The organism is Streptomyces sp. NPDC018031 (assembly GCF_044327625.1).
Classification (GTDB): Bacteria; Actinomycetota; Actinomycetes; order Streptomycetales; family Streptomycetaceae; genus Streptomyces.
The window spans coordinates 1,042,120-1,068,146 of the sequence record NZ_JBIRFT010000001.1; the positions used below are offsets into that span (position 1 = coordinate 1,042,120).

The 26,027-nt window shown below is 74.9% G+C and carries 18 protein-coding genes; 7 read left to right on the forward strand and 11 right to left on the reverse strand.

Annotation, left to right across the window (positions count from 1 at the left end):
• Positions 1-48: 48 nt before the first annotated feature.
• The 3 genes from ACH4B3_RS04410 to ACH4B3_RS04420 form a co-directional block, all read right to left on the reverse strand.
• Positions 49-1,422: an acyltransferase family protein gene (locus ACH4B3_RS04410; protein WP_398461189.1), complete on the reverse strand. Its 1,374-nt coding sequence runs from the start codon at positions 1,420-1,422 to the stop codon at positions 49-51.
• The gene (locus ACH4B3_RS04415; protein WP_398461190.1) at positions 1,419-3,839 is read right to left on the reverse strand and encodes a glycosyltransferase; all 2,421 of its coding nucleotides are present in this window, start codon (positions 3,837-3,839) and stop codon (positions 1,419-1,421) included. The genes ACH4B3_RS04410 and ACH4B3_RS04415 overlap by 4 nt, the downstream gene beginning before the upstream one ends.
• Before the next feature lie 1,234 nt (positions 3,840-5,073).
• The gene (locus tag ACH4B3_RS04420; RefSeq protein ID WP_398461191.1) at positions 5,074-5,535 is read right to left on the reverse strand and encodes a hypothetical protein; all 462 of its coding nucleotides are present in this window, start codon (positions 5,533-5,535) and stop codon (positions 5,074-5,076) included.
• Between the two features lie 123 nt (positions 5,536-5,658).
• Between ACH4B3_RS04420 and ACH4B3_RS04425 the strand changes: the two genes are divergently transcribed.
• Complete coding sequence (locus tag ACH4B3_RS04425; protein WP_398461192.1) at positions 5,659-6,831, forward strand: multiprotein-bridging factor 1 family protein; 1,173 nt, start codon at positions 5,659-5,661, stop codon at positions 6,829-6,831.
• 56 nt (positions 6,832-6,887) lie between these two features.
• Here ACH4B3_RS04425 and ACH4B3_RS04430 read toward each other — a convergent pair whose 3' ends face one another.
• Complete coding sequence (locus ACH4B3_RS04430) at positions 6,888-7,946, reverse strand: aldo/keto reductase (RefSeq protein WP_398461193.1); 1,059 nt, start codon at positions 7,944-7,946, stop codon at positions 6,888-6,890.
• Between the two features lie 96 nt (positions 7,947-8,042).
• On the opposite strand from ACH4B3_RS04430, the gene ACH4B3_RS04435 reads away from it, so the two are divergent.
• The gene (locus ACH4B3_RS04435) at positions 8,043-8,672 is read left to right on the forward strand and encodes a TetR/AcrR family transcriptional regulator (protein ID WP_398461194.1); all 630 of its coding nucleotides are present in this window, start codon (positions 8,043-8,045) and stop codon (positions 8,670-8,672) included.
• Between the two features lie 57 nt (positions 8,673-8,729).
• On the opposite strand, the gene ligD is transcribed toward ACH4B3_RS04435, so the two are convergent.
• Positions 8,730-9,623 (reverse strand): non-homologous end-joining DNA ligase, encoded by an 894-nt coding sequence (gene ligD, locus ACH4B3_RS04440; RefSeq protein WP_398461195.1) that lies wholly within the window; start codon positions 9,621-9,623, stop codon positions 8,730-8,732.
• Positions 9,624-9,664: 41 nt separating this feature from the next.
• Between ligD and ACH4B3_RS04445 the strand changes: the two genes are divergently transcribed.
• The gene (locus tag ACH4B3_RS04445) at positions 9,665-10,753 is read left to right on the forward strand and encodes a Ku protein (RefSeq protein WP_398461196.1); all 1,089 of its coding nucleotides are present in this window, start codon (positions 9,665-9,667) and stop codon (positions 10,751-10,753) included.
• 161 nt (positions 10,754-10,914) lie between these two features.
• Here ACH4B3_RS04445 and ACH4B3_RS04450 read toward each other — a convergent pair whose 3' ends face one another.
• Positions 10,915-11,772: an SDR family oxidoreductase gene (locus tag ACH4B3_RS04450; protein WP_398461197.1), complete on the reverse strand. Its 858-nt coding sequence runs from the start codon at positions 11,770-11,772 to the stop codon at positions 10,915-10,917.
• Between the two features lie 124 nt (positions 11,773-11,896).
• On the opposite strand from ACH4B3_RS04450, the gene ACH4B3_RS04455 reads away from it, so the two are divergent.
• Together ACH4B3_RS04455 and recQ are read left to right on the forward strand one after the other, a co-directional pair.
• Positions 11,897-12,544 (forward strand): TetR family transcriptional regulator, encoded by a 648-nt coding sequence (locus ACH4B3_RS04455; protein ID WP_398461198.1) that lies wholly within the window; start codon positions 11,897-11,899, stop codon positions 12,542-12,544.
• A gap of 161 nt (positions 12,545-12,705) precedes the next feature.
• Complete coding sequence (recQ, locus tag ACH4B3_RS04460; RefSeq protein ID WP_398461199.1) at positions 12,706-14,646, forward strand: DNA helicase RecQ; 1,941 nt, start codon at positions 12,706-12,708, stop codon at positions 14,644-14,646.
• Positions 14,647-14,826: 180 nt separating this feature from the next.
• Here recQ and ACH4B3_RS04465 read toward each other — a convergent pair whose 3' ends face one another.
• Positions 14,827-15,324, reverse strand: coding sequence for a GNAT family N-acetyltransferase (locus ACH4B3_RS04465; RefSeq protein WP_398461200.1), 498 nt, complete (start codon positions 15,322-15,324; stop codon positions 14,827-14,829).
• Positions 15,325-15,788: 464 nt separating this feature from the next.
• Here ACH4B3_RS04465 and ACH4B3_RS04470 point away from each other — a divergent pair, with 464 nt between their 5' ends.
• Entirely contained in the window at positions 15,789-17,702 is a 1,914-nt protein-coding gene (locus ACH4B3_RS04470; RefSeq protein WP_398461201.1) for an FAD-dependent oxidoreductase, read from the forward strand.
• 170 nt (positions 17,703-17,872) lie between these two features.
• Here the strand turns inward: ACH4B3_RS04470 and ACH4B3_RS04475 are convergent, their stop codons facing one another.
• Positions 17,873-18,808 carry a LysR family transcriptional regulator gene (locus tag ACH4B3_RS04475; protein ID WP_398461202.1) on the reverse strand — a complete coding sequence of 312 codons (936 nt, stop codon included), beginning with the start codon at positions 18,806-18,808 and terminating at the stop codon, positions 17,873-17,875.
• Positions 18,809-19,059: 251 nt separating this feature from the next.
• Between ACH4B3_RS04475 and ACH4B3_RS04480 the strand changes: the two genes are divergently transcribed.
• Entirely contained in the window at positions 19,060-20,112 is a 1,053-nt protein-coding gene (locus tag ACH4B3_RS04480; protein WP_398461203.1) for a YncE family protein, read from the forward strand.
• A gap of 31 nt (positions 20,113-20,143) precedes the next feature.
• On the opposite strand, the gene ACH4B3_RS04485 is transcribed toward ACH4B3_RS04480, so the two are convergent.
• From ACH4B3_RS04485 to ACH4B3_RS04495, 3 genes are all read right to left on the reverse strand, one after another.
• Positions 20,144-20,659 carry a hypothetical protein gene (locus ACH4B3_RS04485; protein ID WP_398461204.1) on the reverse strand — a complete coding sequence of 172 codons (516 nt, stop codon included), beginning with the start codon at positions 20,657-20,659 and terminating at the stop codon, positions 20,144-20,146.
• A gap of 380 nt (positions 20,660-21,039) precedes the next feature.
• Complete coding sequence (locus ACH4B3_RS04490; protein ID WP_398461205.1) at positions 21,040-22,464, reverse strand: extracellular solute-binding protein; 1,425 nt, start codon at positions 22,462-22,464, stop codon at positions 21,040-21,042.
• Entirely contained in the window at positions 22,461-26,027 is a 3,567-nt protein-coding gene (locus ACH4B3_RS04495) for a VWA domain-containing protein (RefSeq protein ID WP_398461206.1), read from the reverse strand. The genes ACH4B3_RS04490 and ACH4B3_RS04495 overlap by 4 nt, the downstream gene beginning before the upstream one ends.

Sequence of the window (26,027 nt, forward strand, 5' to 3'; positions counted from 1 at the left end):
CCCCCGGCGGCGCGACCGCCGGGGCCGCCGGGGCCGCCGGGGCCGCCGTCAGCCGGCCGGTTGCGGGGAGCGCTCCGGCACCGGCGTCCGCGGCCCGGACGACGCCCCCGCCGGCGTCCCGGCCGGTGCCGGGTCCGGCTGCCGGTAGAAGTCGCGGGGCCGGCCGCGGCCGTCCCGGAGCCGGCCGAGCAGGCCCGACGGGTACTCCACGAGCCAGTAGCTGAGCGCCGCCGCGGGCACCGAGACCAGCAGCACGACCGCCACCGCCGCCGGGAAGCCCCCCTGGGCGTCCGGCAGCAGACCGGCCCGGGCCAGCTCCAGCATGATCGGCTCGTGCCAGATGAAGAGGCTGTAGCTGATCAGTCCGGTGGCGGTCAGCCACCGGGCGGAGAGCATCCGGTGCCACCGGCCGCGGGTCCGCGTGTGCACGGTGGCGTACAGCAGCACCGCCCACAGCAGGCTCGCCGCCGGGTGGTAGAAGGTGCTGGCGACGTTCTCCGGGTGGGTGGTGAGCAGCGACAGGGTGTAGAGGGAGGCCAGCGCGGTCAGCCGCAGCGCCACCACCGGCCCGGTGCCCGGCCTGCCGCGCTCGCCGAGGGCGACGGTCAGCACCGCCAGCGCCATGCCGGCCGCGAAGCCCCCGAAGCGGGCCTGCGGCCCGAAGTACACCGGCCAGTCGGTGTGCGGCACCCCGAACCCGTAGCGGGCGACGGCGATCCACAGGACGGGCAGCACGTACAGCAGCCCGCAGCCCGCCGCGCAGACGGCCACCCGGGCCGCGCGCCGCCGCAGCGGCCGGCAGAGACGGACGGCGGCCGGCCCCAGCACCACCAGCGCCAGGTAGAACAGCATCTCCAGGGAGAGCGACCAGGTGGGGCCGATGGTGTAGAAGATCTGCTCCCGGTCGAAGACATGGGTGAAGGTGAGGTGCGCGAGCAGGTCGGACCAGTTCCCCGGCAGGGTGGGGTTCCGGAGGGACCAGACGACCAGGACCGCCAGGAAGTACAGCGGGACGATGCGGACCGCCCGGCGGTGGAGGAAGGCCCGGGCCGGCCGGACGGAGCCGCCGTCGATCGCCGCCCGCGCGTAACTGAGCGTCAGCAGGTACGCGGACAGCACGAAGAACAGGTCGATGACCTCCAGGGAGATCAGCGCGCCCAGGAACGGGTCGGACACCGGCGGGTGGGAGCCGGCCGCGTCGTAGCGGAAGTACTGCTGCCAGACGTGGAAGACCACCGTGCTCAGGGCGGCGAGCCCGCGGAACCCCTCGATCTCCCGGGCCCGGCTGCGGGCCGGCGCGCCCTCCGGGGGGCGCGGGCCGCCCGCCGTCCCGGTGCCCGCCGGGTCCGGGGCGGCGCCCTTCCGGCCGGCCCGCCGGGGGCGGGCCGGGGCGGCCGTGGCCCGGCCGTCGGTGGCGCTCATGCCCGGCCCCCCGCCTTCGGGGCGGACGCGGCCCGGGGGGTGACCCGCCACTGCCGCTCCCCCAGCGCCTCCTTCAGGCACGCCTGCCGGGCGAGCATGTTCTTGAAGTGGGTGTAGAAGAAGGTGGTGGTGAGCACGTAGCGCCAGAACCAGCCGCGCCGCCGCCGGATCTCCGGCACCGCGAGCCGCCGGGCGAACGCGGCCTGCACCACCCCGGCCGAGAGGGTGAAGGCCGTGGCGAGCAGGCACACCGGCACCGCCCAGTCCAGCCGGTCCGGACCGCCCGCGCGCCAGACGGCGAAGCCCAGCACGGGCAGCATCTGCAGGGTCAGCCACGGCTGGATCTCCCGCCAGCCGAGGAGGACCAGCAGTCCGGCCTTCTGCCGGCGGTCGAACACCGGGGACCGCAGGGCCCGCCAGAGGTGCTTGAGCGAGACCTGGAGCCAGCCCTGTGCCCAGCGCGACCGCTGGTTCCACAGCGAGGTGAGGCTGGTGGGGGCGAGTTCCCGCGAGATCAGGGTGCGGTCCACGGTGAAGCGCGCGCCGTCGGCCAGCGCGCGCATGGTGGAGTCGATGTCCTCGGTGAGCATCGAGCCGTGCATCCGGGTCCGGGCGAGGACGTCGGTGCGCCAGAAGCCGTTGGAGCCGCCGAACACCCCGAAGCCGTAGAGCCGGGTGCGGCCCGGGTGGCTGACCGCGTAGATCGCCTCGAACTCCACGGCGACCAGTTCGGCGACCCAGGAGCTGTCTCCGTTGCGGACCACGCAGTGGCCCTGCACCACGTCGTAGCCGTTGGACAGCCAGTGCCAGGCGTGCCGGAAGGCGTCCGGGGCGGGGTGGTGGTCGGCGTCGAAGATCCCGACCATCTCGCCGCGCACCCGGGTGACCGCGGCGTTGACGTTCTGCGCCTTGGAGGTGCTGCCGGCCACCGGGAGCAGCACCAGGCGGGGGTCGCGCCGGGCCATCTCGCGCAGGGTGTCCTCGACCGGCAGCGGGTGCGGCGTGTTGTAGGCGAGCACGATCTCCAGCTCGCCCGGGTAGCGGAGGCCCAGGAAGGACTCCACCGTGTCGACGATGGTCGCGGCCTCGTTCGGCAGGTAGGCGGCGATGACCGCGCTGGCCGGCGGATAGGGCTGCCCCGGCCGGTCCGGGCGGCTCGGCGCGTCGAGCGAGAACAGGCACTCCAGCAGGATGAGCACCGCGGAGACCAGCAGTCCGGTCACCACCACCCAGTACATGGCGGAGCCGAGGTCCCAGCCGGCCTGGTAGGCCTGCTGGTAGAGGAGGAACGGCAGCCCCACGCCGACCAGCAGCACGACCGCCGGGGAGAGCACCGCCAGCAGGGAGCGGACCGCCGCGCCGCGGGAGGACCGCCGGTGCCGGGGTCCGCGCATCGTCGGCTCGTAGCGCACCGGACGCAGATCGCGGTGGCTGATCGCCTCGGCCGCCGCGGCCCGGGCGCGCTCCTCCGCCTGCACCGGTTCGGCGCAGCCGGCCAGCGGTGTCCAGCCGACCGCCGGGGTGAGCCGGACGTTCTCGTCGGCGACGATGAACCGGGTCCCGGCGGCGGCCGCGGCGAACCGCTCCAGGGCGCGGCGGGCGGTGTCCTCGTCGACGCCGGGCAGCAGCATCAGCAGATGCCCGTCCTCGTCCCAGCCGAACCGGTCGCAGGGGCCGCCCAGTTTCTCCGCCACCCCGGCCAGCCGCTCGGCGACCTCGCGCCGCACCCGGGGCCCGAGCCGGGACTCCAGCGCGCCCATCTCGGCGACGCCGACCACGGCCATCACACCGCCGCGCCGCCCGGTGGCCGGGCGGCGCAGCTCGCGGTCGAGTTCGTCGAGGAAGTGCGGCCGTGAGTACAGCCCGGTCCGCGGGTCGCGCAGCAGGTTCTCGACGGGGACCGGCACCCGGCGGAGCTTGGCCTCGATCCGGGCCGAGACCTCCACCGGGTCGGAGGTGTCGGGAACGCAGTCGTCGGCCCCGTGCCGCAGCAGGTCGGCGACCTTCTCGGGGCCCGGTGCGGCCGCGACCATGAGCAGCGGCAGGGCGCGGCCGGCGGGCGCGGCGCGTACTTCCCGGACGGCGTCGAGTCCGGTGCCGTCCCCGGTGTCCTCGTCCAGCGCGACGATCGCGTCCGGCGGGGCCTGCCGGAGCTGCCGCCCCACGTCGCCGGGGGGCGCGTGGCTGACCTCGTGGCCGGTGGCGCGCAGGGTCGCGGTGAGCCGGTCGAGCCGCGGGCCGGGGGCGCCGACGGCCAGTATCCGGCCGCCGCCGGGCCCGGACGGTGTCCGGGGGCCGGGGACGGAACGCTGCGCCGGGGGTGACGGCACCGATCCGGGCGACGGCGACGACGGGCCGTCACCCGCATCGTCCGTCCCGGGTATCGGGCCGGGGTTCACGGGGTGCGAAGTGAGCACCTGAAGGGTTCCTTCCGTACACATCGGGGGGTGCGGACCGTCCGCCGGAGCGCGCCCGCGCTCGGGCCGTCCGCCGGAGCGCGTCCCGCGCCGCCCGCGGGCGCGACCGGGCCGGGGCCGGGCGGCCCGCCGCGGGGCGCGCGGGAACGTCCTGGGGCGCGCCCGTCCGGCGGGTGGCCGGGGCCGCACCCGGCGGGGCATGCGGAGCGCGTCCGCGGCACCGTCGGGTGCGGCCCGGGCGGGCGGTGGCCGCCGGACGGTACGCGGTCACGGGCGGCGGGGCCGCCGGCATGCCCGCGGCCGGCACGCACCGGGCGGGGCGCCTCCGTGGCGGGTCCGCCGCCGGAACGGACTGCCGCCGGAACGGACTGCCGCCCGGGGCGGGTCGCCACCGGGACGAGTCCGCCGACGGGGGGTCCACCACCGTGGCCGGTCCGCCGCCGGGACGAGTCCGCCGTCGGGGCGTTCCGCTGCCGGGGCGGGTCCGCCGGCCGGCCGTGGCGGGGCACGGCGGAGCGGCCGGGGGCCCGGAAGACCCCACCGCCGCTCGGACGGCGCGCGGAGTCACGCGTACCCGCGGTCGTGGACCGGTTCGCGTGGCGGGCGGGCGGGGCGCGGAGCGCGGGCGCTCAGCGGATGCGGTCGGTTCTTCGACCGGTCAGCGGCCGGTCCGCCGGTTGGCGGGCGGCGCGGCCCGGGTACGCCGGGCCGGCGGCCGGGCGCACGGCCGGGCCGGGGTGCGCGGCGCGGGCCGTGGCGGCCCCGCCCCGTGGCGACCGCGCGTGGCGGTGCCGATCGGTGGTCTCGGCAGGTGGGGACTGCCCTTTCGGGCGCCACCCCGATGTGCGGTGGCGCGCGGCGGGGCGTCCCCGGAGCGCGTGGACGCGCCCCAGCGGATTCCGCATCTCTGTGGTCCCATCCTGGTCGGATCGTGGGGGGAGGACCGTACTTCTGTCGGACGTGACGGCTGGGCGCTGTCGTCGGCGGCAGCCGGAACGACACCAGCCTCAACGATCACTGTGACACCACACCTACCACGGTGTAACGCATTGGTTAAGACCCGGCGTGACATCTGCGCCACATGAACACGCCCTCCATCGGCCGCCGTCGAGGCTTCGGCCGGACCGGTCCCCTCGTGCGGGGTGACCCGCCGGAACACGGCCGCGGTGAGCCGGCGGCCGGGCCCCCGGGGCATGTTCACCCACCGCAGCCGCCCTCCGGCCCACCGGGCCGCCTACGGCCCGGACGGGGTGTTGAGCGCGATCCGCAACGCGACGAACAGCAGGTCCGGGTCGGTCGGTTCACGCTCGGCCGGGACCCGCCAGTACAGCCCCGGGCCCGCGGTCCGGTGCGCCGGCGGCACGCCCAGGTACACGGTCCGGCCGTGCTCCGCGGGAAGGACGGTGACGTCCCGCATCGGCGGCCGCCGCGCCATGGTCGTGGGCACGAGCCAGTACATCCGGTCGCCGTCCTGGATCACGGGTCCGCTGACGTCGCCCAGGAGGGTCAGGACCCGCTCACCGAGCCCCGCCGGAACGCGGACCGCGTTCCACCACCGGCCCGCGGGGAGTACCACCACGTCCAGGCCGTGCGGGGGGTTCCATGTGCCGCGGTCCACCACTTCGGCCCCGAACCGGTCACGGTTCGTACCCACCGGTGCCCGGCGAGAGGTGCCGGTTGCCGTGTGCTCGTTCATGCGCCCGTCCCCAGTCGATCGACTCGGCAGGGTGTGCCTGCCTGGCACGGAGAGTCTTCTCTCGAACGACCGCCACATGTGGTGACTGGGCGGTGACAGCGTGGTGACCAGTAGGCTGAACCCATGGGCAGCGGCGGTGACTTCGGACGTCGGGTGGCGGCGGCGCTGCGTGAGCGCGGGTGGAGCCTGCGAGCGGCGGCTCGGCAGCTCAGCTATGACCACGCCTATCTGTCGCGCGTCGTGTCCGGAAAGCAGGCACCCTCTCCCCAACTCGCGGCGGCACTGGACGCCTTGCTCGACGCGGAGGGCACGCTGGTCGAACTCGCCGCACGACTGGAAGACCCCGGGGCCGCCCCGGACATCGCTCCGCTACTGAGTGCGTCAGCGGGATCGGCATATGCACAGGCCATCCGGGAGACCTCCGCACGCCTGGTCGCCCTGGACAACGAGTTCAGCGGCATGCCCATCGCGGAAATGTCCGCACGGGCCTTCAAGGCGGTCCACAGACGGCTCGGTGAGGGCGATTTCGACCCGCAGCACGAGCGCGACATCCAGGCGGCGGCGGCTGAATTGGCCGAAGTGGCGGGATGGGCCCTGTTCGATGCGGAGAAGCACGCCGCCGCGCGCCGGTTCAACCAGGAAGCGCTGATGCTGGCACGGGTTTCCGGGGACCGTTCGATCGAGTTGCTCGTGCTGCAGAACATGGCCATGCATGCGGGCTGGCTGGGCCGCCACCGGGAGGAGCTGTCCATCGCCCGTTCGGTCATCGAGCGCACTCGGCTGTCACCCCGCATCGAAGCCCTGTTCCGCATGCGTGAGGCGAAAGGGCTGACGGAGGGCGGGCAGTTCACGGAAGGCACGCGCTCCTTCGACATGGCGCGGTCGCTCCATAGCGAAGGGGAGCGTCATGGTGACCCGCCGTGGGCATGGTGGGTCAGCGCGAACGAGATCGACGGCCACCAGGGGTACGCCCTGCAGACCGCCGGACACTACGCGGAGAGCATTCCCCACCTGCGGCGCGCGCTGCACCGGGACGGCGGCCCGCAGGTCGGGTACCGCAACATCTCGGCCGCTCGCCTCCTCCACGGCCTGCTGCGTCTCCGTGCTTGGCAGGAGGCGGAAGAGCTCGCCCTCTCCCTCCTTCCCGCCGTCGGCGAGACCGCGTCGGTGCGCACGCTCAACCTGTTCCGGGCGAGCGCCCGGCAGGCGCGGACCTCGACGGCTGCTCCCGTCGGCGTCCGGGATGCCCTGGACCGACTGGCAGCCGCCGCCGTCGAGGACCCGTACACGCTCTGACGCGGCGTGCCGACAGGCACCTGAATCCCGCCGGGTCGGGCGGGACGGGTGGGCCGTCAGGACGCCGGGGTCGTCGGGTACGGGAACAGCGGGGCGCTGAGGCGGGCGAAGCCCTCCTGGCGCTCGTAGGGGAAGTAGGGGTAGGGCGCGGGCTTGCCGCTCGCCGCGTCGAGCTTCGCGACCTGCTCCGGGGTCAGTTCCCAGCCCACGGCGCCGATGTTCTGCCGCAGCTGCGCCTCGTTGCGGGCGCCGACGATGACGGTGGCGACGGTCGGGCGCCGCAGCAGCCAGTTGATGGCGACCTGCGGGATCGTCTTCCCGGTCTCCTCCGCGACCTCGTCGAGCGCGTCGACCACGCGGAACAGGTCCTCGTCCGCCACCGGCGGGCCGTAGTCGGCGGTCTGGTGCAGCCGGCTGTCCGCCGGTATCGGGGTGCCGCGGCGCAGCTTGCCGGTGAGGCGTCCCCAGCCCAGCGGGCTCCACACCATCGCGCCGACGCCCTGGTCGAGGCCGAGGGGCATCAGCTCCCACTCGTAGTCGCGACCGACCAGCGAGTAGTAGACCTGGTGGGCCACGTGCCGCGGGTAGCCCTGCCGGTCGGCGGCGGCGAGCGACTTCATCAGCTGCCAGCCGGCGAAGTTGGAGACGCCGGTGTAGCGGATCTTTCCGGCCCGTACCAGCTGGTCGAGCGTGGACAGCACCTCCTCGACGGGGGTGGCGGCGTCGAAGGCGTGCAGCTGGAAGAGGTCGATGTAGTCGGTGCCGAGCCGGCGCAGGGCGTCCTCGGTGGCCTTGATCAGGCGGGACCGCGAGGTGCCCGCGTCCCCGGGGCCGTCGCCCATCGGGAGGCCGGCCTTGGTGGACACCAGGACCTGGTCGCGGCGGCCCTTGATGGCCGCGCCCAGCACCTCCTCGGAGGCGCCGGCCGAGTACACGTCGGCGGTGTCGAACATCGTGATGCCCGCTTCCAGGCAGATGTCGACCAGCCGGCGCGCCTCCTCGGCGTCGGTGTTGCCCCAGGCGCCGAACAGCGGCCCCTGGCCGCCGAACGTGCCGGCTCCGAAGCTCAGCGCGGGAACCTTCAGGCCGGACGCGCCCAACTGCCGGTACTCCATGGTCGATCCCTCCAGCGTCAGTTAACGGGACCGGAGCCCCCTTAAGATGGGTACAACGTAACAGACGATCGCTTCTAATGGAACTGGAGACCCGTTATGGGGATCGAGAGTGCCGAGCCGGGAACCGTACGCCCCGGAGGACGCACCGCGCGGGTGCGGGCCGCGGTACTGGAGGCCGCCGGGGACGCCCTGGCCGAGCAGGGGTTCGCCCGGCTCGACCTGGCCGACATCGCGCGCCGCGCCGACGTCGGCAAGACGACCGTGTACCGCCGGTGGGGCACCGTGGCCGGCCTGGTGGCCGACCTGCTGAGCGACATGGCCGAGCAGTCGCTGCCGCGCACCGAGACCGGCTCGCTCCTGGAGGACCTGAAGGCCAACGCCTCGCTGGTCCGGCGCACCCTGTCCGACCGGCGCCAGGGCGCGCTGTTCAAGGCGGTGATCGCCGCGGCCACCACGGACGCGAGGACCGCGGAGGCCCTGCACCGCTTCTACGAGATCCGGATCGCCGAATGGGCCCCGTGCGTGCAGCAGGCCGTCGAGCGCGGCGAACTGCCGGCGGACACCGACGGGCACGAGGTGATCCGCGCCGTCTCGGCGCCCCTGTACTACCGGCTGCTCACCAGCGCCGCCCCGCTGGACGAGGCCGCGGCGGAACGCGCCGCCGAAGCGGCCGCGGCGGCCGCGCGGGCGGGGTGCTACCGCTCGACCGCGGGATCCGGCGCCTGAGCAGGGGCCGGGGCCCGCGCCGGGGGCGGCGCGGGCCCGCGGGGCGGCCGGCCCCGGTCAGTCCGCCGGCAGCGGCGCGGCGTGCCCGGGGTCGAAGAGCGGGCCGAGCAGGTCCCCGTACCGGTCGAGGCGGGCCGGGATGTCCTCGATGCGGAAGCCGAGCCGCTCGGGAGCGTCGCAGGATTCGACCTCGTCCCAGGTGACCGGGGTGGAGACGGTGGGAGTGGGCTGGGCGCGCGGGGTGTACGGGGCGGCGGTGGTCTTGGCCGCGGTGTTCTGGCTGAAGTCCACGAAGACCTTCCCGGGCCGCAGGGCGCGCTTCATCCGGTGCAGCGCCAGGTCGGGCAGGGCCCGCTCGGCCTCGATGGCGAGCCGCTTGGCGTAGGCGGTGACGTCGCCGGACGCGGTCGGCCGCAGCGGCGCCAGCAGGTGCAGCCCCTTGGATCCGCTGGTCTTGGCGTGCACCCGCAGCCCGTCCCGCTCCAGCCGCCGCCTGAGCCATCCCGCGACCCGGCAGCACTCCACGATCGTCGCGGGGCTCCCCGGGTCGAGGTCGAGCACCAGCCGGTCGGCGAGCCCGTACCCCTGGTCCTCCCGCCACATCGGCACGTGGAACTCGACGACCAGGTTGCCCGCCCAGATCAGCGTGGGCAGGTCCTGGACGAGCACCTGCCGCCCGGTGCGCCCCTCATGGCGCGGGACATCGGCGGTGGTCACCCAGCCGGGTGTGCCCGGCGGCGGGTTCTTGGTGAAGAACTTCTCCCCGTCGGGGCCGTCCGGATAGCGCAGGAACGCCAGCGGCCGCCCGCGCAGATGCGGCAGCAGCGCGTCCGCCGTCGCCGCGAGGTAGTGCAGCAGCTCGCCCTTGGTGGTCCCGGTGGCCGGATGGATGACCTTGTCGAGATTACGGAGGGCCAGTCGTCGCCCCTCCACCTCCGTGATCGGCGGCATACGATAAGAATCTCATGAAATGGTCATGAAAGGGATTGATGATGCGATCCATCTGGAATGGCACCATTTCATTCGGCCTGGTCAGCATCCCCGTCAAGATGTACGCGGCCACCGAGGAGTCCCACACGGTCTCCTTCAAGCAGATCCACACCGCCGACCAGGGCCGGATCCGCTACCGCAAGGTGTGCGAGCTGGAGAACGAGCAGGTCGGCACGGGCGAGATCGGCAAGGCGTACGAGGACGCCGACGGCAGCCTCATCCCGGTCACCGACGAGGACCTCGCCGCGCTGCCGCTGCCCACCACGCACACCCTGGAGATCGAGGCCTTCGTCCCGGCCGGCGACATCGACCCCCTCCAGATGGCCGACGCCTACTACCTGGGCGCCAACGGAGCCGCCGCGGCCAAGCCGTACGTCCTGCTGCGCGAGGCGCTCGAACGCGGCGGCAAGGTCGCGATCGCCAAGTACGCGCACCGGGGACGCGAACGGCTGGGCATGCTGCGGGTCGCCGGGGACGTCATCGCCGTGCACCGGCTGGTCTGGCCGGACGAGGTGCGCGACCGATCCGGCATGGCCCCCACCGCCAAGGTGACGGTGAAGGAAGCCGAACTCGATCTCGCGGACACCCTGATGGCGACGCTCGGCGAAGTGGACCTGGCGTCCCTGCACGACGAGTACTACGAGGCGCTGGAGGAACTCGTCGCCGCCAAGGTCTCCGGGGCCGCCCCGGCCGCCGAGCCCGCCGCCGCGCCCGGCACCGGGCAGGTGGTCGATCTGATGGCGGCGCTCCAGGACAGCGTCCGCAGCGCCCGCAGGTCCCGTGGCGAGGCACCCGCGGCGGGCGGGGCGAAGAAGGCCACGGTCACCGCGCTGCGTGGCCGCGGGGACGCGGACGAGGCGCCGGCCGGGAAGACCGCCGGAGGCACGGCCGGCAAGCGCACCGGCGGCGGGCGCGCGGCGGCCGGTACGGAGAAGGCGCCCGCGAAGAAGGCCGCGGCCGGGAAGACCGCCGGCGGGAAGACCACGGCGAAGAAGACCGCGGCCGGCAAGCCCGCCGCGGGGAAATCCGCCGCGAAGAAGCCCGCCGCCAAGAAGAGCGCCTCGGGCCGGAAGGCCAGGGAGGCGTCCTGAGCACCCGCCGGGGCCGGGCACCGGCCCGGCCCCGGCGACCGCGGCTCGCGGGCCTCACCGGCGGGCGGGTCGCCCCCGGCCGGATGCCGGCCGGGGGCGGCGCCGAGGCCGGCGGGCACCCGCCGGTACTCCGTCGGTTTCCGGCCAGGGCCGGCCGCGGCTCAGCCGAACAGCGCCGGACCGCGCTCGCCGGCCCACTGGGCGAAGGTGCGGCCCGGCCGGCCGGTGATCCGCTCGGTCTCCGGCGAGAGGGCGGCCGGGCGGTCGACCGACTCGGCGAACATCCGGAGCAGCGAGTCCGCGATCTCCGCCGTGAGGTGCCCGCCGACCATCCGCTCCAGCGCCGCCTCGGGCGGGATCTCCTCGTAGCGCAGCGGGCGGCCGATCGCCTCACCGACGAGGCGCACCTGCTCGGCCAGGGTCAGCGACTCCGGCCCGGTGAGCACCGGGGCGGAGCCGACGAGGTCGTCGGTGAGCAGGGCGCGGGCGGCGACCGCCGCGATGTCCGCCTCGTGGATCGGGGCCTGCTGGGCGCGGGCGTACGGCCCCCGGACCACGTCACCGGCGCGGATCTGGTCCGCCCAGCCCGCCGCGTTCGACGCGAACGCGCCGGGCCGCAGGTGCGTCCACTCCAGGCCGGACGCCTCGATGGCGCGCTCCAGTTCGCGGTGGTGGGCGCCGATCGGGTTGCCGCCGGGTGCGGGCTCGCCGGTGGCGGGCCCGGTGCCGGGCGGTTCGGTGACGGCGGACGACGAGAGGGTGACCACCCGGCGCACCCCGTGCCAGGCGGCCTGCCGCAGGAACTCCGCCGGGCCGCTCCCCCACACCACCACCGGGTTGAGGAAGATCGCCGCGACGTCGCACATCGGCAGGTCACCGGCGCGTACCACCTGCACCCCCGCGGGCAGTCCGGCGCGCTCGGGATCCCGGCTGAGGGCGCAGACCTTCACCCCCGCCTCGACCAGTTCGTCCACCAGATACCGGCCGACCGTCCCGGTGGCCCCGGTCACCACGATCATCACGTTCTCCCCGCTTGCAGTGCTTGGTAGGTCCCGACCATGGTTCAACCATCCGGATGAACTTGTCAAACAAATAGTTGGATAAGGAGATCAGGCGGTGGATGGCCCCGGCTACCCTGATCCGGTGACCGAAAGTCCTCGTATGCCGCAGCCGCCGAGGCGGCCCCGTCGCGCCCCCGCCCCCGAGGAGCGCAAGCTCGACGCCGAGCGCTCCCGCCGCCTGCTGCTGGAAGCGGCCAAGGACGAGTTCGCGTCGAAGGGGTACGCGGGCGCGCGGGTGCAGGACATCGCCGACCGGGCGGGGGTCAACAAGCAGCTGATCAACTACTACTTCGGCGGCAAGGAAGGGCTGTACCGGGCGCTCGCCCGGCTGTGGCAGGCCGAGGAGGAGGCGATCAACGACCCGGCGCTGTCGCTGGAGGAGGTCGTCGTCGCCTATCTGCGGCACTCCTTCACCGACCCGCGGGGGACGCGGCTCGCCGTGTGGCGGGCGCTCACCGGCGAGGCCTGGGAGGAGACGCGGGAGGACCTGAGCGACCTGCGGCGGCGCCAGGAGGAGGGCCAGGTCGGCCCGGAGCTGGACCCGGCCGCCGTGCTGCTGCTGCTCATGGGCGCCGTCTCGGTCCCGGTCACCATGCCGCACGCGGTCCGCCGGGTCTTCGGTCTCGAACCGGACTCCCCCGAGTTCCAGGAGCACTACACCGAGCAGCTGCGGCGCATCGTCCGCCGGCTGGCCCGGACGCCCCCGCCCGCCGGCCCCGGCCAGGACTGACACCACCGGCCGGGCCGGAGCCGGGGCCGCCGGCCCGGCCGGCCCGACCGGGGCCGGGACCACCGGACCCGCCACCCGGCGCCCGCCCGGGCGAGCCGCGCTCCGTCCGGATTCCGGTGATCGCCCGGCAGCCGGTGCCGCGGCTTTCGTAGACTGACCGGATGACGTCCCTGGACCCGGCAGCCGGCGGCCCCGTGACGAGTGACGCCTTGCAGGTCCTGCACCGCGTCTTCGGTTACGACTCGTTCCGCGGCGACCAGCAAGAAATCATCGAGCACGTGGCCGGCGGCGGCGACGCCCTGGTGCTGATGCCGACCGGCGGCGGCAAGTCGCTGTGCTACCAGATCCCCGCGCTGGTCCGGCAGGGCACCGGCGTGGTCATCTCGCCGCTGATCGCCCTCATGCAGGACCAGGTGGACGCGCTGCGCGCGGTGGGCGTACGCGCCGGCTTCCTCAACTCCACCCAGGACCTGGAGGAGCGCCGGCTGGTCGAGGCGGAGTTCCTCGCCGGAGAGCTGGACCTGCTCTACCTGGCGCCGGAGCGGCTGCGGGTGGAGTCCACCGTCGCCCTCCTGGAGCGGGGCAGGGTCGCGCTGTTCGCGATCGACGAGGCGCACTGCGTGGCGCAGTGGGGCCACGACTTCCGGCCGGACTACCTGGCGCTGTCCACGCTCCACGAGCGCTGGCCCACCGTCCCCCGCATCGCGCTCACCGCGACCGCCACCCAGGCCACCCACACCGAGATCGCGTCCCGGCTGAAGCTGCAGGACGCCCGGCACTTCGTGGCCAGCTTCGACCGCCCGAACATCCAGTACCGGATCGCGCCGAAGAACGAGCCCAAGCGGCAGCTGCTGGAGCTGCTGCGCGGCGAGCACCCCGGTGACGCGGGCATCGTGTACTGCCTGTCCCGGGCCTCGGTGGAGAAGACCGCCGCGTTCCTGGTGGAGAACGGGATCCCGGCGCTGCCGTACCACGCGGGGCTGGACGCGGCGACCCGGGCCGCGCACCAGGCCCGGTTCCTGCGCGAGGACGGTCTGGTGATGGTGGCCACCATCGCGTTCGGCATGGGCATCGACAAGCCGGACGTGCGCTTCGTCGCCCACCTGGACCTGCCGAAGTCGGTCGAGGGCTACTACCAGGAGACCGGCCGCGCGGGGCGCGACGGCCTGCCCTCCACCGCCTGGCTGGCGTACGGGCTGCAGGACGTGGTCCAGCAGCGCAAGATGATCAATGGTTCGGAGGGCGACGAGGCCCACCGCCGCCGGCTGACGGCGCACCTGGACGCGATGCTCGCGCTCTGCGAGACGGTCGAGTGCCGCCGGGTCCAGTTGCTGAACTACTTCGGGCAGCGCGGCGAGCCGTGCGGCAACTGCGACAGCTGCCTGACCCCGCCCGCGTCCTTCGACGGCACCGTGCCGGCCCAGAAGCTGCTGTCCACGGTGGTGCGGCTGAAGCGGGAGCGGAACCAGAAGTTCGGCGCGGGCCAGATCATCGACATCCTGCTCGGCCGGAAGACGGCGAAGGTCATCCAGTTCGACCACGACGCGCTGAGCGTCTTCGGCATCGGCACCGAGCTGGGCGAGGCGGAGTGGCGGGGCGTGGTCCGGCAGTTGCTGGCCCAGAACCTGCTGGCGGTCGAGGGCGAGTACGGCACCCTGGTGCTCACCGAGGCGAGCGGCGACGTGCTGCGCGGCGCGCGGGAGGTCCGGCTGCGCCGCGAGCCGGAGAAGCCCGCGCGGGCCGCGAAGGCGGCGAAGGCCGCCAAGGGGCGTCCGGCCGCCGACCTGCCCGAGGCGGCGGTGCCGGTGTTCGAGCAGCTGCGGGCCTGGCGGGCCGCGACCGCCAAGGAGCAGGGCGTGCCCGCGTACGTGATCTTCCACGACGCGACGCTGCGGGAGATCGCCACCACCGCCCCGGCCACCCTCGGCGAGTTGGGCACGGTCGGCGGGGTGGGCGAGAGCAAGCTGGCGAAGTACGGGCAGTCGATCCTGGACCTGCTCGCCGACGCCCCGGGCGCGGACCGGGAGCCGGACGGGGCCCCGGACGCGGAGCCGGAGGAGGACGACTGGGTGCCGCCGGAGGAGGAGCCGGACCCCTTCTAGTACCGCATCACGTTGCCGAGGGAGTGGTCGCCGACGTCGGCCACGAGGGCCTCCGGGCCCCGCTCCGCGAGGAGGGCGTCTCGTTTCGCGAAGGCGCCACCAGGGCGAACGTCGCCTGACGCGGCGGCCGGCCGCCTGACGCCCGGCCGCCGGAACGGCTTCGTGCGCCACTGACCCCGGTCAGACGCCCAGGGCACTCAAGTCGAGCCGCCAGTCGTTGGACTCCATCCAGGTGCCCTTGGGATATTCGAAAGAGTCCTTGCCGACCAGCTCGAACCCGGCCTTTCGGCATACCGCGTTCGACGCCACGTGGTCCACGTGGGGAAACGCGTGCAGGTAACGTCGTGCGCCACGCGCCGCCGCCCGATGCGCAACCAACCGCAGGGCCTCGGTCGCGTACCCGTGACCGCCGAACTCCGGGAAGATCCCGTATCCGGTCTCGTACACGTCCTCACCACCCCACTCCCGCTCCCAGTACCCGACCGAACCGATCGCCACTTCGCCGAGGCGGACGATCAGCATCTGGCCGCCCTCAAGACGCAGGTAACGCTGATGGCGATCGACGATCGCCTGCTCGGTCTCAGGCCCCCCGAGATGCTCGGTCATCTCGGGAGTGTTCTGGCGGTGCAGGATCTTCAGACCCGATTCGGACCATGCTTCCAGGTGCAGAGTGCTCATGGCGCGGACAATACGCTCTGCCACCGACATGATCGGCCGCACGGCCGCCCTGACTCACCGGGACGCACCCGCGCCACCCCGAGGTGAACGCCGGCTGACGCGGCACCAGGTGTCCGGCGGAGCGGTGGCAGGTCACACGGCCTGCCACCCCTCCACCCGACCGGACCTCGGCCCCCACCCACCCGCCCGACCGGACCTCGACCGCCAACCCTCCGCCCGTCCGGGCCTCGACCGCCGGCCCGCCGCCCGACCGGGCCTCCGCCGCCGGCCCGCCGCCCGACCGGGCCTCGACCGGCGGCACGTACGCTCACGCCTGCCGGAGACGGCTGACGGCCTTTCGGCGCCGGCTCCGGCGTGGGGAGTTCGCGGCTGACGGCGCACTCCCCGCCTTCCGAGTTGCCGGTGCCGCACGTACACTGCGCGCTCGCACGTCATGGACATGACCTTCCTAGGGAGTGCGCACCATGGACGTCACCACAGGAACAGCGGCCGGGTCCGACACCGCGACCGGGCCGGGGACCGACTCCGCCGCGGCACCCGGGGCGGCGGACGGCGCGGACGGCGCGGCTGGGCCCCGGGCGGCCGGCCGCGGCAGCCGGCGCCGGTTTCTCGCCGTCGCGGGCGGGGCCGCCGCCGCCACCGGCGCCGGCCTCGCGCTGCCCGGGCCGGCCGCGGCCGCCCCGCCCGCCCGGCGCCGCCGCGCGGCGGCCCGCAGCGTCGCGGTCTTCGGCGGCGGGGTCGCCGGGCTCACCGCCGCCCACGAACTCGCCGAACGCGGCTACCGGGTCACCGTCTACGAGCGGAAGCCCACCGGGCTCGGCGGCAAGGCGCGCAGCATGGACGTGCCGGGCACCGGCACCGGCGGACGCCGCCCGCTCCCCGGGGAGCACGGGTTCCGGTTCTTCCCCGGCTTCTACCAGAACCTCCCCGACACCCTCAGCCGGATCCCCTTCCCCGGCAACCGCAACGGCTGCAAGGACAACCTCGTCGACTCGACCGAGACACTGATGGCGCGCACCGGGGGCCGCCCCGACCTGCGGTTGCCGTTCCGGACCATCGACGCGCCACCCGCCCGGCTCACCCCCGAGGCGCTGCTGCAGATGATCACCGGGGCCCTGGGCACCCTGCTGCGGCTGCCCGCCACCGAGCTGGCGTACTTCGCGGAGCGGCTGCTGGTGTACCTGACCAGCTGCGAGCGGCGGCGCACGGAGCAGTGGGAGCGGGCCCGGTGGTGGGAGTACATCCGGGCGGAGCGGATGTCACCGGACTACCAGCGGCTGCTGGCCATCGGGCTCACCCGCAACATCGTGGCCACCAAGGCGGAGGAGGCCAGCGCGCACACGGTGGCGCACATCCTCGAGGCGTTCCTCTTCAACTTCCTGGGCCGGGGCAACGACGGCGAGCCCGACCGGGTGCTGAACGCGCCGACGAACGAGGCATGGATCGACCCGTGGGTGGCCCATCTGCGGTCCCTGGGGGTCCGGTTCGAGACCGGCGCGGCGCTCCGCGAACTCGGCTACGCCGGCGGCCGGATCACCGGCGCGGTGGTCGCCCCGCACCCGGCGGCCGGGGCGCCCCGTACCGTCACCGCCGACCACTATCTGAGCGCGCTGCCGGTGGAGCACGCGCGCGGCACCTGGGGCCCGGAGCTGCGCGCGGCCGACCCGCGACTGGCCCGCTGCGACGCCCTGCGGACGGACTGGATGACCGGCATCATGTTCTATCTGCGGGAGCCGGTCCCGATCGTGCACGGCCACGTCAACCACATCGACTCGCCGTGGGCGGTCACCTCCATCAGCCAGTCCCAGATGTGGCCGGGGCGGGACTTCGCCGCCGACTACGGGGACGGCACCGTCACCGACTGCTTCTCCACCATCGTCTCGGAGTGGGAGCAGCCGGGCATCCTGTACGGCAAGCCGGCCAAGCAGTGCACCAAGGAAGAGGTGGTGCGGGAGGTCTGGGCGCAGCTGAAGGCGGGGCTGAACGACCGCGGCCGCCCGGTGCTCCGCGACGAGCTGGTGCACTCGTGGTTCATGGACCCGGCGGTGGACGGGCTCGGCGGGCCCCACCCCACCAACGACGAGCAGCTGATGGTCCACCCGGCCGGCACCCTGTACGACCGGCCCACCGCCGGTACCGCGGTGCCCAACCTCTTCCTGGCGGGCGACTACGTACGCAACGACCTGGACCTCGCGACGATGGAGGGCGCCAACCAGACGGGTCGCGCGGCGGTCAACGCGCTGCTGGCGGCGGACGGTTCGGGCGCGAGCCGCTGTGAGATCCGGACGCTGTACCAGGCGCCGGAGCTGGCCCCGCTCAAGCGCCATGACGAGGCCCGTTTCCGGCTCGGCCTGCGCAACGTGTTCGACGTCGGCTAGCGGCCCCGCCGGACGTCCCGGGAGGCGGGTTCCGGAACCGGGCACGCCTCCCGCCGGACGCGGCGCCCGCCCGCCGCCACCGCGTCGCGGTCCCAGGGGCTCCCCCGCCACCGCGTCGCGGTCCCGGGGGCTCCCCCGCTACCGCGTCGCGGTCCCGGGGGAGCCCGCCGTTACCGCGTCGCGCTCCCCCGGGATCCGGCTCCGGCTCCGCCGTTTCCCGCCGGGTCGAGGACCGCGGCCGCCAGCCGGTCGCGGAACCAGCGGTGCGCCGGGTCGGTCGCGTTGCGGGGGTGCCAGGCCATGCCCAGGTCGAGGGGGGCGAGGTCCAGGGGGATGGGGAAGGTGCGCAGGCCCAGCGCGGCCACGGTGTCCGGGAGCCAGCCCGCCAGGCTGAGCGCCACCAGGTCGGTGTCCCGGGCGAGCAGCATCGCACTGGTGTGGCTGGGGACGACGACCGCGATCCGGCGGCGCAGGCCCCGTTCGGCGAGCGCGCCGTCGATGGGGCCGAGGCGTCTGCCGAGCCGGGAGACGCCGATGTGGTCGGCGGCGGCGAACCGGCGGGCGGTGATCCGCCCGTCGAAGAGCGGATGGCCCTCGCGGGCGACACCGACCACCGGCACCCGGACGAGCGGGCGGGTGCGGATCTCCGGGTCCAGGTGCCCGAGGACGCCCAGTTCGACGTCGATCGCGCCCTGCCGCAGCCCCGGACCTCCCTCCAGCGCCTCCGGCAGGAAGACCACGTCCACGTGCGGGGCCTCGGTGTGGATCCGGTCGGTCAGGGTCCCGGCCAGCTGGGCCAGCAGCAGATCGGTGGCCTGCACGGTGTAGGTGCGCTGGAGGTGCACGGGGTCGAAACCGGCGCCGGGCCGCAGGACCTCGTCGCAGCCCCGCAGCAACGCGCGCACCTCCTCCCGGAGTTCCAGGGCCCGCGGGGTGGGGACCATCCCCTGGCCCGCGCGGACCAGCAGCGGGTCGCCGACCGCGCGCCGGAGCCGGGCCAGGGTGCGGCTGACGGCGGCGGGTGACGTGCCGAGCCGCTCCGCGGCCCGGGTCACGCTGTTCTCCTGGAGCAGGGCGTCCAGGGCTCGCAGCAAGTTGAGATCCATCGACCCTCCTGAACTGCGTTTTTACGCTGGCGGCAAGGTATGGGTGCTGATTCTTGCATTGTCGCGGAGATCCTCGCGGACCCAGAGTGGAGGAGGCCGCGAGGCCAGGTGACGCCGTGTTCATCGGCCCACCCGTTGTCGCGCGCCCCGTTCCCCGGTGCGCCGCGCCACTCCGCGCACCCGCTCGACGGGGCGCACGGCCCGCACCGTTCACACCGTCCGCACCTTCCGCACCTTCACAGGAGTCCTCCATGCAGCAGTCCCCCCGCACCGGCCGGGAAGGCGACGTCCTGGCCGTGGTCAGCCAGAGCGGGCCCACCGTCTCGTTCTTCGACGCCGCCTCCGACCGGCTCCTCGGCACGGTGGACGTCCCCGCCGAGCCGCACGAGTTGTGCTTCGACCCGACGCAGCGGCTGCTGTGGTGCGCCACGACGTACCACTCGGGCTACTACCACGCGAACAGCGGCCGGCGTTCCGAGCTGGTCGTGATCGACCCCGACACCCGCCGCGTCGTCGAGGTCGTCGACCTCGCCCCGGAGCACGGGCCGCACGGGCTGGCGCTGGACCCGGCGCGGCAGCGCCTGTACGCCAGTGTGGAGGGGTCGGAGGACCGGCCCGGCGGGGTCGTGGTGATCGACACGGCGACCCGCCGGCCGCTGGGCAGGATCGACACCGACGCGCCCGGCCCGCACTGGTTCGCCATCGACCCGGCGGGCCGCACGGGTTACGCCACCAACAAGGAGGCGCCGTTCGTGTCGGTCGTCGACCTCGAACGGGGCGTCCTCACCGGGAAGGTGGCGGTACCGGGCAGCGAGGGGCTGGCCGTCTCCGCCGACGGCGCGCACGTCTACGTCGCGGCGCCCTACGCCGGCTTCTCCACCGCCGCCGAGGACCGGCCGGCCGCCGGGATCCGGGTCATCGACACCGCGACGGCGACGGTCGTCGACACCCTGCCCACCGAGCACGTCGTCCTGCCGGTGCACCTGACGTCGACCGGCCGGCTGCTCGCGGGCGAACTGCGGATGGCGCCGGACCCGGTGCACCGGCTCGGCCGCCAGGAACCGGGCCGCCTGTCGGTGTTCTCCGCCGGTACCCGGCGGCGGCTGGGCGAACTGGAGGTGGGGGCCGGGCCGCTGACCATCACCTCGTCGCCGGACGGCCGGATCGGCTACGTGGCCTGCGTCGTCTCCTCCACCGTCGAGATCGTCGACCTGGAGACGCTGCGGAGCCTGGGCCGGCTGGACATCGCCAAGCGCGGCGAACCCGGCGCCCACGGCCTGGCCTACCTGCCGCGCCCGGCCTGACCTCCCGCGCCCGGCCCCGCCCACGGGACGGTCAGGCGGCGCGGCACAGCGCCGCGGGGCCGGCCGGGGCGGAGGCCCGGGCCACGGCCGCGGGCACCGGACGGGCGGTGGCCGCGGCCTGCGAGCGGTTCCGCGCGAACACGACGAGGCGCAGCACCGCGAACCGGGCGACACCGGTGAGTGCCGAGGCGGACAGGTAGACGACCTGCTGGAGCACCGCGCCGGGCGCCGCCACCAGTTGCTCCAGCGCCAGCATCGCCAGGCAGGTCACCGCGTACGCCGCCGCCGCGGACCAGGCCGACTGCGCGTGCTGGCGCCAGGTCGCGCGCCCGCCCGCGCCGAAGGTGAAGCGGGCGTGCAGCTCGGTGGCGAGGAGCGTGGAGACCACCGTGACCAGGGCGTTGGCCAGGACCCAGGGGATCGAGGAAGCGAGGGCCGTCACGGCGAAGCTGGAGGCGATGCCCACCCCGCCGCCGCAGAGCACGAAGCGGGCGAAGGCGGTGAAGGCGCCGGGCGCCGCCTGCTCCTGGCTTCCTGCTGTCTCCATGGTCCGTCCCCCGTCGCCGGCTCACTCCGCGAAACGCGCACCCCTCGGCCGGTGAAACCGAGGAGTGCGCCGCCTGTGGCACCATCATGGCACACCCATGGCGCCACACGCGAGGCATTAATGGCGCCAGCCATGCCACCCACCGCGAAGGGATCCCCGAGCTCCGCGAAAAGGCAGCTCAGCGGCGAGGGTTCGGCTCCGGTGCGGGTTCGGGCAGAGCGCGGGTGGAGCCCCCGATGGCAGAACGGAGCACCCGGCGACCGCAGCACGGACGGCACTCACGCGGATAGTCCGTCGCCAGCGTGGGGGCATCGTGGCACCATCCGGAGCCATGCCGCACCGACTACGGTCGGGCGGGCCCGGGCGGGCCCGGCCGCGCCCTAGCGGCCCTCGACCACCGCGGCCAGCCGTTCGGCCAGGTGCTCCGCGATGGAGTCCAGGTCGGCACGGTCGGTCAGCAGGGCGTGCACCTCGGTTTGGATCAGCTTGGTGAAGGCCGCGTAGTACGGGGTGACCGGGCGCGGACGGGCGGCCGCCAGAGCCTCCCGGAGCGGGGCCGTGTACGGGGGCAGGCCGTCCGGTGCCCCGGCCGGGGCACCGGACTCATTGCCGCCCGTGCCGCCCCGGCCGTCGGCGTCCCCGCCCACGTCACCGCGCCCGTCACGCTCCTCGGGCAGCGAACAGCCGATGTCCGACCGGGTGTAGGTGGACTTGAGGACGGGCGCGAAGCCGGCGTCCAGCAGGCACCGCTGCTGTGCCGGCCCGGCCAGGTAGGCGAGCAGTTCCCGGGCCGCGGCGGCCTGGTCGCTGTGGGCGGTGATCGCCAGGTTCTGCCCGCCGAGGACGGACACCCCGGTCTCGCCGTCCTCCCGGCCGGGCAGTGGCACCACGCCGAAGTCGCCCTTCACCTCGGAGCCGGAGGCGTTGAGGAGGTTGTAGACGTACGGCCAGTTGCGCATGAAGGGGACCCTGCCGTCCCGGAAGGCGACCATGGCGGCGTGCTCGTCGGCGTGGCGCGCCGAGGACCTCGGCATGATCTGCCGGTACCGCCGGTACAGGTCCTCCAGCCCGTACTGCACCTCGGTGCTGTCCGCGGTGACCTCGCCGCCGGCGCCGACGAACTCGCCCCCGCGCGCCCAGACCGCCTCCTGGGCGTTGACCGTCAGCCCCTCGTACGGGGCGAGCTGGGTGATGTAGCCGTCCTCGAACGTCTCGGTGACACGCTCACTGGAGCGCGCCTCCTCCACGTACTCCTCCAACTGCTTCCAGGTGCGCGGCGGTTCCCAGTTCTCGTCCTTCCAGATGTCGGTCCGGTAGTAGAGCAGGCCGGCGTCGGTGTTGAAGGGCACCGCCCACGTCCTGCCGTCGTACCGTGCGGTGGCGGCGACGGACTCCCACATGTCCTCGGGCAGCCCGCCGGACAGCGGCCGGATCAGCCCGCCCATCGCGAACTCCGCGGTCCACGCCACATCGATGTTGATCACGTCGTAGTCGGCGCTGCCGGACTGCAGCGCCGCGGTCAGCTGGCTGCGCACCCCGTCGGCGGCGACCGGCAGCTTCACGATCTCCACGGTGTAGTCGTCCCGCTGCCGGTCCCAGGCTTCGATGAGCCGTTCCCGTACCGGTCCCACGGAGACGTCCGACGCGGTCGCCACCCGCAGCACCTGGCGCGTGGTGGCACCACCGGTGCCGCTCCGCGGCGGCGGCACGGCGTCCGGGCCGCCGGACCCGCCCGAGGTGCAGGCGGTACCGCACAGCAGCAGCATGGCGGCGGTGATCCGCCCGCCCCTCCGGCGTCCGCTCACCGGGCTCCCCCTCCTCGTACCTGACCGGCGATCTCGTCGGCCAGCAGCCGGGCGGCCTCCTCCGGGCGGCCGGCGACACAGACCTCCCCGCCCCGGTGGGCGAGGCGCCGGGTGACCGTCTCCGCACAGCCGGATTCGCGCACCGACAGCACCAGCACCTGCGGGGTGCTCGTGCGGTCCTTGGTCGTCTCCCAGGCGAGGTGCCGGTCGTCGCTGCCCGGCTCGGCACGCGGACGGTCGTCGCCGTCGGTGATGAGCACGATGAGCGGCTGGTCCTCGCCCCGCATGGTGGCGACGGCCTGCTCCAGCACCTCGTACACCGCCGCCCCCTGGGGGACCACCCGGTCCGGGGAGAGCGCCGCCAGCCATGCCTGGGCGGCGTCCTGGTCCTCCCCGCCGGTGCCGGGCGGCACCACGGTGCGCGGCGACTCCGGGTCGGCGGCGGACCCCGGATAGCTCCAGATGCCGTAACGGTCCTGCGGCCCCAGGGTCTTCAGCGCCCGGCGCAGCGCGGTGCCGGCCACCCCGAGCTTGCCGCCGGTCGCCATCGAGCCGGAGTTGTCGACCAGGAACAGCACCTGGCCCGGATCGAGCGTTTCGGCGTACGCGCCGGCGGCGGCGTCCGCGGCCGCGCCGTCGGACGGCCCGGGCACCACCGTCACCTCCTCCAGCACCCCGCTGTCCGGGTCGGCCCAGGCCTGGCCGCGCGGCTCCGCGGGCCGCTGCCCCGGCCCGACGCCGCGCACCAGCCCGTCCAGGAAGTACCGGCTGCCCGCGCCGGTCAGCCACCGGTGGAAGCGGTCCACGGCGGCGCGACGCAGCGGGCGGTCCCGCTCCCCCTCCCAGCGCACCTCGGCCAGCGGCAGGTCCAGGGCGGGCACCCCGGCCGGGTAGTAGGCGACCAGCCGTCCGCTGTCGTCGAGCGGCTTGTCGTTGTCGCAGGCCGAGTTGCGGCGCCGGCCCAGGTTGTAGTCCGCGACCGCCTTCTCCGACACCAGCGCGGCCGCCTCGCCCGGCCGGGGCAGCCCCGCCTCGCCGGTGTACTGCTCGCACAGCAGCGTGTCGGCGTCCCGTTGCAGCGGATGGCTGTTGTCCACCCGCGCCTCGGCCGGCTCCGGGTCGTGCGGCGGTCCACCGCTGAACTCGCCGTTCCAGGAGTGGTAGAGCCCGACGGTGTGCAGCAGCCCGGTGTCGGAGGACGCCGGGTCGGGCCGCAGCACCGGCAGCTCCGGGGCGGCCGCGTCCAGCGCCTCCAGCAGCTCCGCCCAGGTGCTGCCGGTCCGCCGGACGCCCTCCTTCCGCAGCTTCTCCTCCAGCCTCGCGGGCACCGCCAGCACCAGGGGCGAGTATCCGGCCGGGCCGAGCCGGGAGACCGTGACGGGCGCGCCGGCCCGCCCGACGCGGGTCTGGACGCGGCCGAGTTCGGCGCTGGAGCCCACCGCCAGGAGATCCGGCTGCGGACCCACGTCCTGCAGCGGCGCGTCCTGGCAGCGCCTCGCCTCCTCGTCCGGCCCGCCGTCCCCCGCCGGTCCGGCCGGCTCGTCCTGGGGTGTCTTCGGCGTCGCGTCGGCCGGGCAGCGGGAGCCCGGGCCCGGGGACGGGGAGGTGCCCGCCCAGGCGTCCGCCGCCGCGAACGCCTCGACGATGTCACCGGTCGGGGCGTCGTAGACGGTGAGGTTGGTCCGGCGGCAGCCCTCCGGCACCTCGTCGTCCGGTCCCAGCGGCTCCCGGTTGACCTCCGAGGCGGTGTACTCGGCGACCGCCCGGGCCACCGCCGCGCGGTTCTCGGTCGAGGCGAGCAGCCGTAACTCCAGGGGCGGGGGGCAGGCGGCGGCCGGCCGGCCGCCGGTGCCCAGCAGGTAGACGCCGGTGCCGGCCAGTACCGCGAGCACGGAGCCGACCGCCACCGCCGTCCTGGGCCGGCCACCCCACCGCCGGTCCCGCCACCACGCTGCCAGCCGGCCGGCGGGCGATCCGGCCCCGTCCACGGGTGATCCCCCGTCCGCGGGTGATCCGGCCCCGTCCGGCCCGGGTCCGTCCGGCCCGGGTCCGTCGGCGGGCCCGGCCGGACGCGGCCCGGCACCGGCCGCGCCGACCGCGGGTGCCGCTGCCGATCCGGCGGAGGCGGGCACCTCCGCCGACCCGGCGGGGGCGGGTACCGCTGCCGGGTCGGCGGGTGACCCGGCGGGAGCGGGTGACCCGGCGGGGGCAGGTGACCCGGCGGAAGCGGGTGTCGGCCCGCCGGGAGCCGGTGCCGCGGCCGACCCGGCGGGAACCGGTGCCGCGGCCGACCCGGCGGGAGCCGATGTGGTGAGCGGCTCGCCCGGAGACGCCGGGCGCCCGGTACCGGCCGTGCGCCGGGAGGCGCCGGGCACGGGCGGCAGGACCCGCGCGGACGGGTCCGGCCGGCCGGCGGGCGAGGGCGGTCGGCCGGCGGGCGGGTCCGCTCGCCCGACGGAGGGGTCCGCTCGCCCGGCAGGCGAATCCGGTCGCCCGGCGGACGGGTGCGCCGGGGCCCGGCCCACCGCACCATCCCCACTCGGGCCCGCGACCGGCCCTCCGGCACCGGCCGGCACAGCGGGCGGATCGTCCGGCGGGGCGGCGGTCGCCGAGCCGCCCTCACCGGACGGCACACCGTCATACGTGGCCCCCGAGCCGCCCCCGCCCGACGGCGAACCGCCATACGTGGTCGCCGGATCGCCCCCACCCGACGGCGAACCGTCAAACGTGGTGGTCGCCGGACCGCCCCCACTCGGGCCCGCGACCGGCCCTCCGGCACCGGGCGGTGGTTCGGCCGGGCCGCCCGCCGGGGGCGCCGGGGCGCGGGTGCGGCGGGTGAGCAGGATGTCCGGGCCGTCCCCACCGCTGCCGTTCCGGGGCCCCCACCCGTCGGTGACGTGCGGTGCGGGCCAGTCGCGCATCTCCTCGTCGAGCCGGCCGAACAGCTCGTGCAGGGTCAATCCGCCGCTCTCCGCCGACCCGCCCCGCCCGATCTCGGCCACGACCGCGTCGGTGAACGGGCTCCGCCCGTTGGGCAGCGGGTCCGAGGGCTGGGTGCGGGTGCGGGCGGCGGAGGCCAGGACGTAGTCGCCGCGCTCGCCGCTGCCGCCGTGTTCGTCGGCGGCCATCCCCGAGTAGCAGCAGTCCAGGATGAACACCGCCCGCCGCACCTTGAACCTGCGCACCGTGTCCAGCACCTGGGACCAGGCCAGCGCGGTCCCCCCGAGGTCCCCTTCCAGGTCGGCGCCCGGCGGCAGCAGGTACAGCGCGTTCTCCAGTGCGTGCCGGTAGCCGTGGCCGACGAAGTAGAACAGCAGCAGGTCGCTGGTCTCCCGGGCGGCCGTGCGCAGTTCCTCGTACCACTCACCGCGCTCCGGGGAGCGCAGCAGCCGGACCCGGTCCTCGGCGAGGACCGCGTGCGGGCCGGCGCACAGGGCGTCCCTGACCGCGTCGAGGTCGGCGTCCGTGTACCGCAGGCGCTCGAAGCCGCCGCCGCGCACCCACTCCACGCCGACGAGCAGCGCCCGCGATCCCGCGCGGTCCGGCAGCCTTCCGCCGGGCAC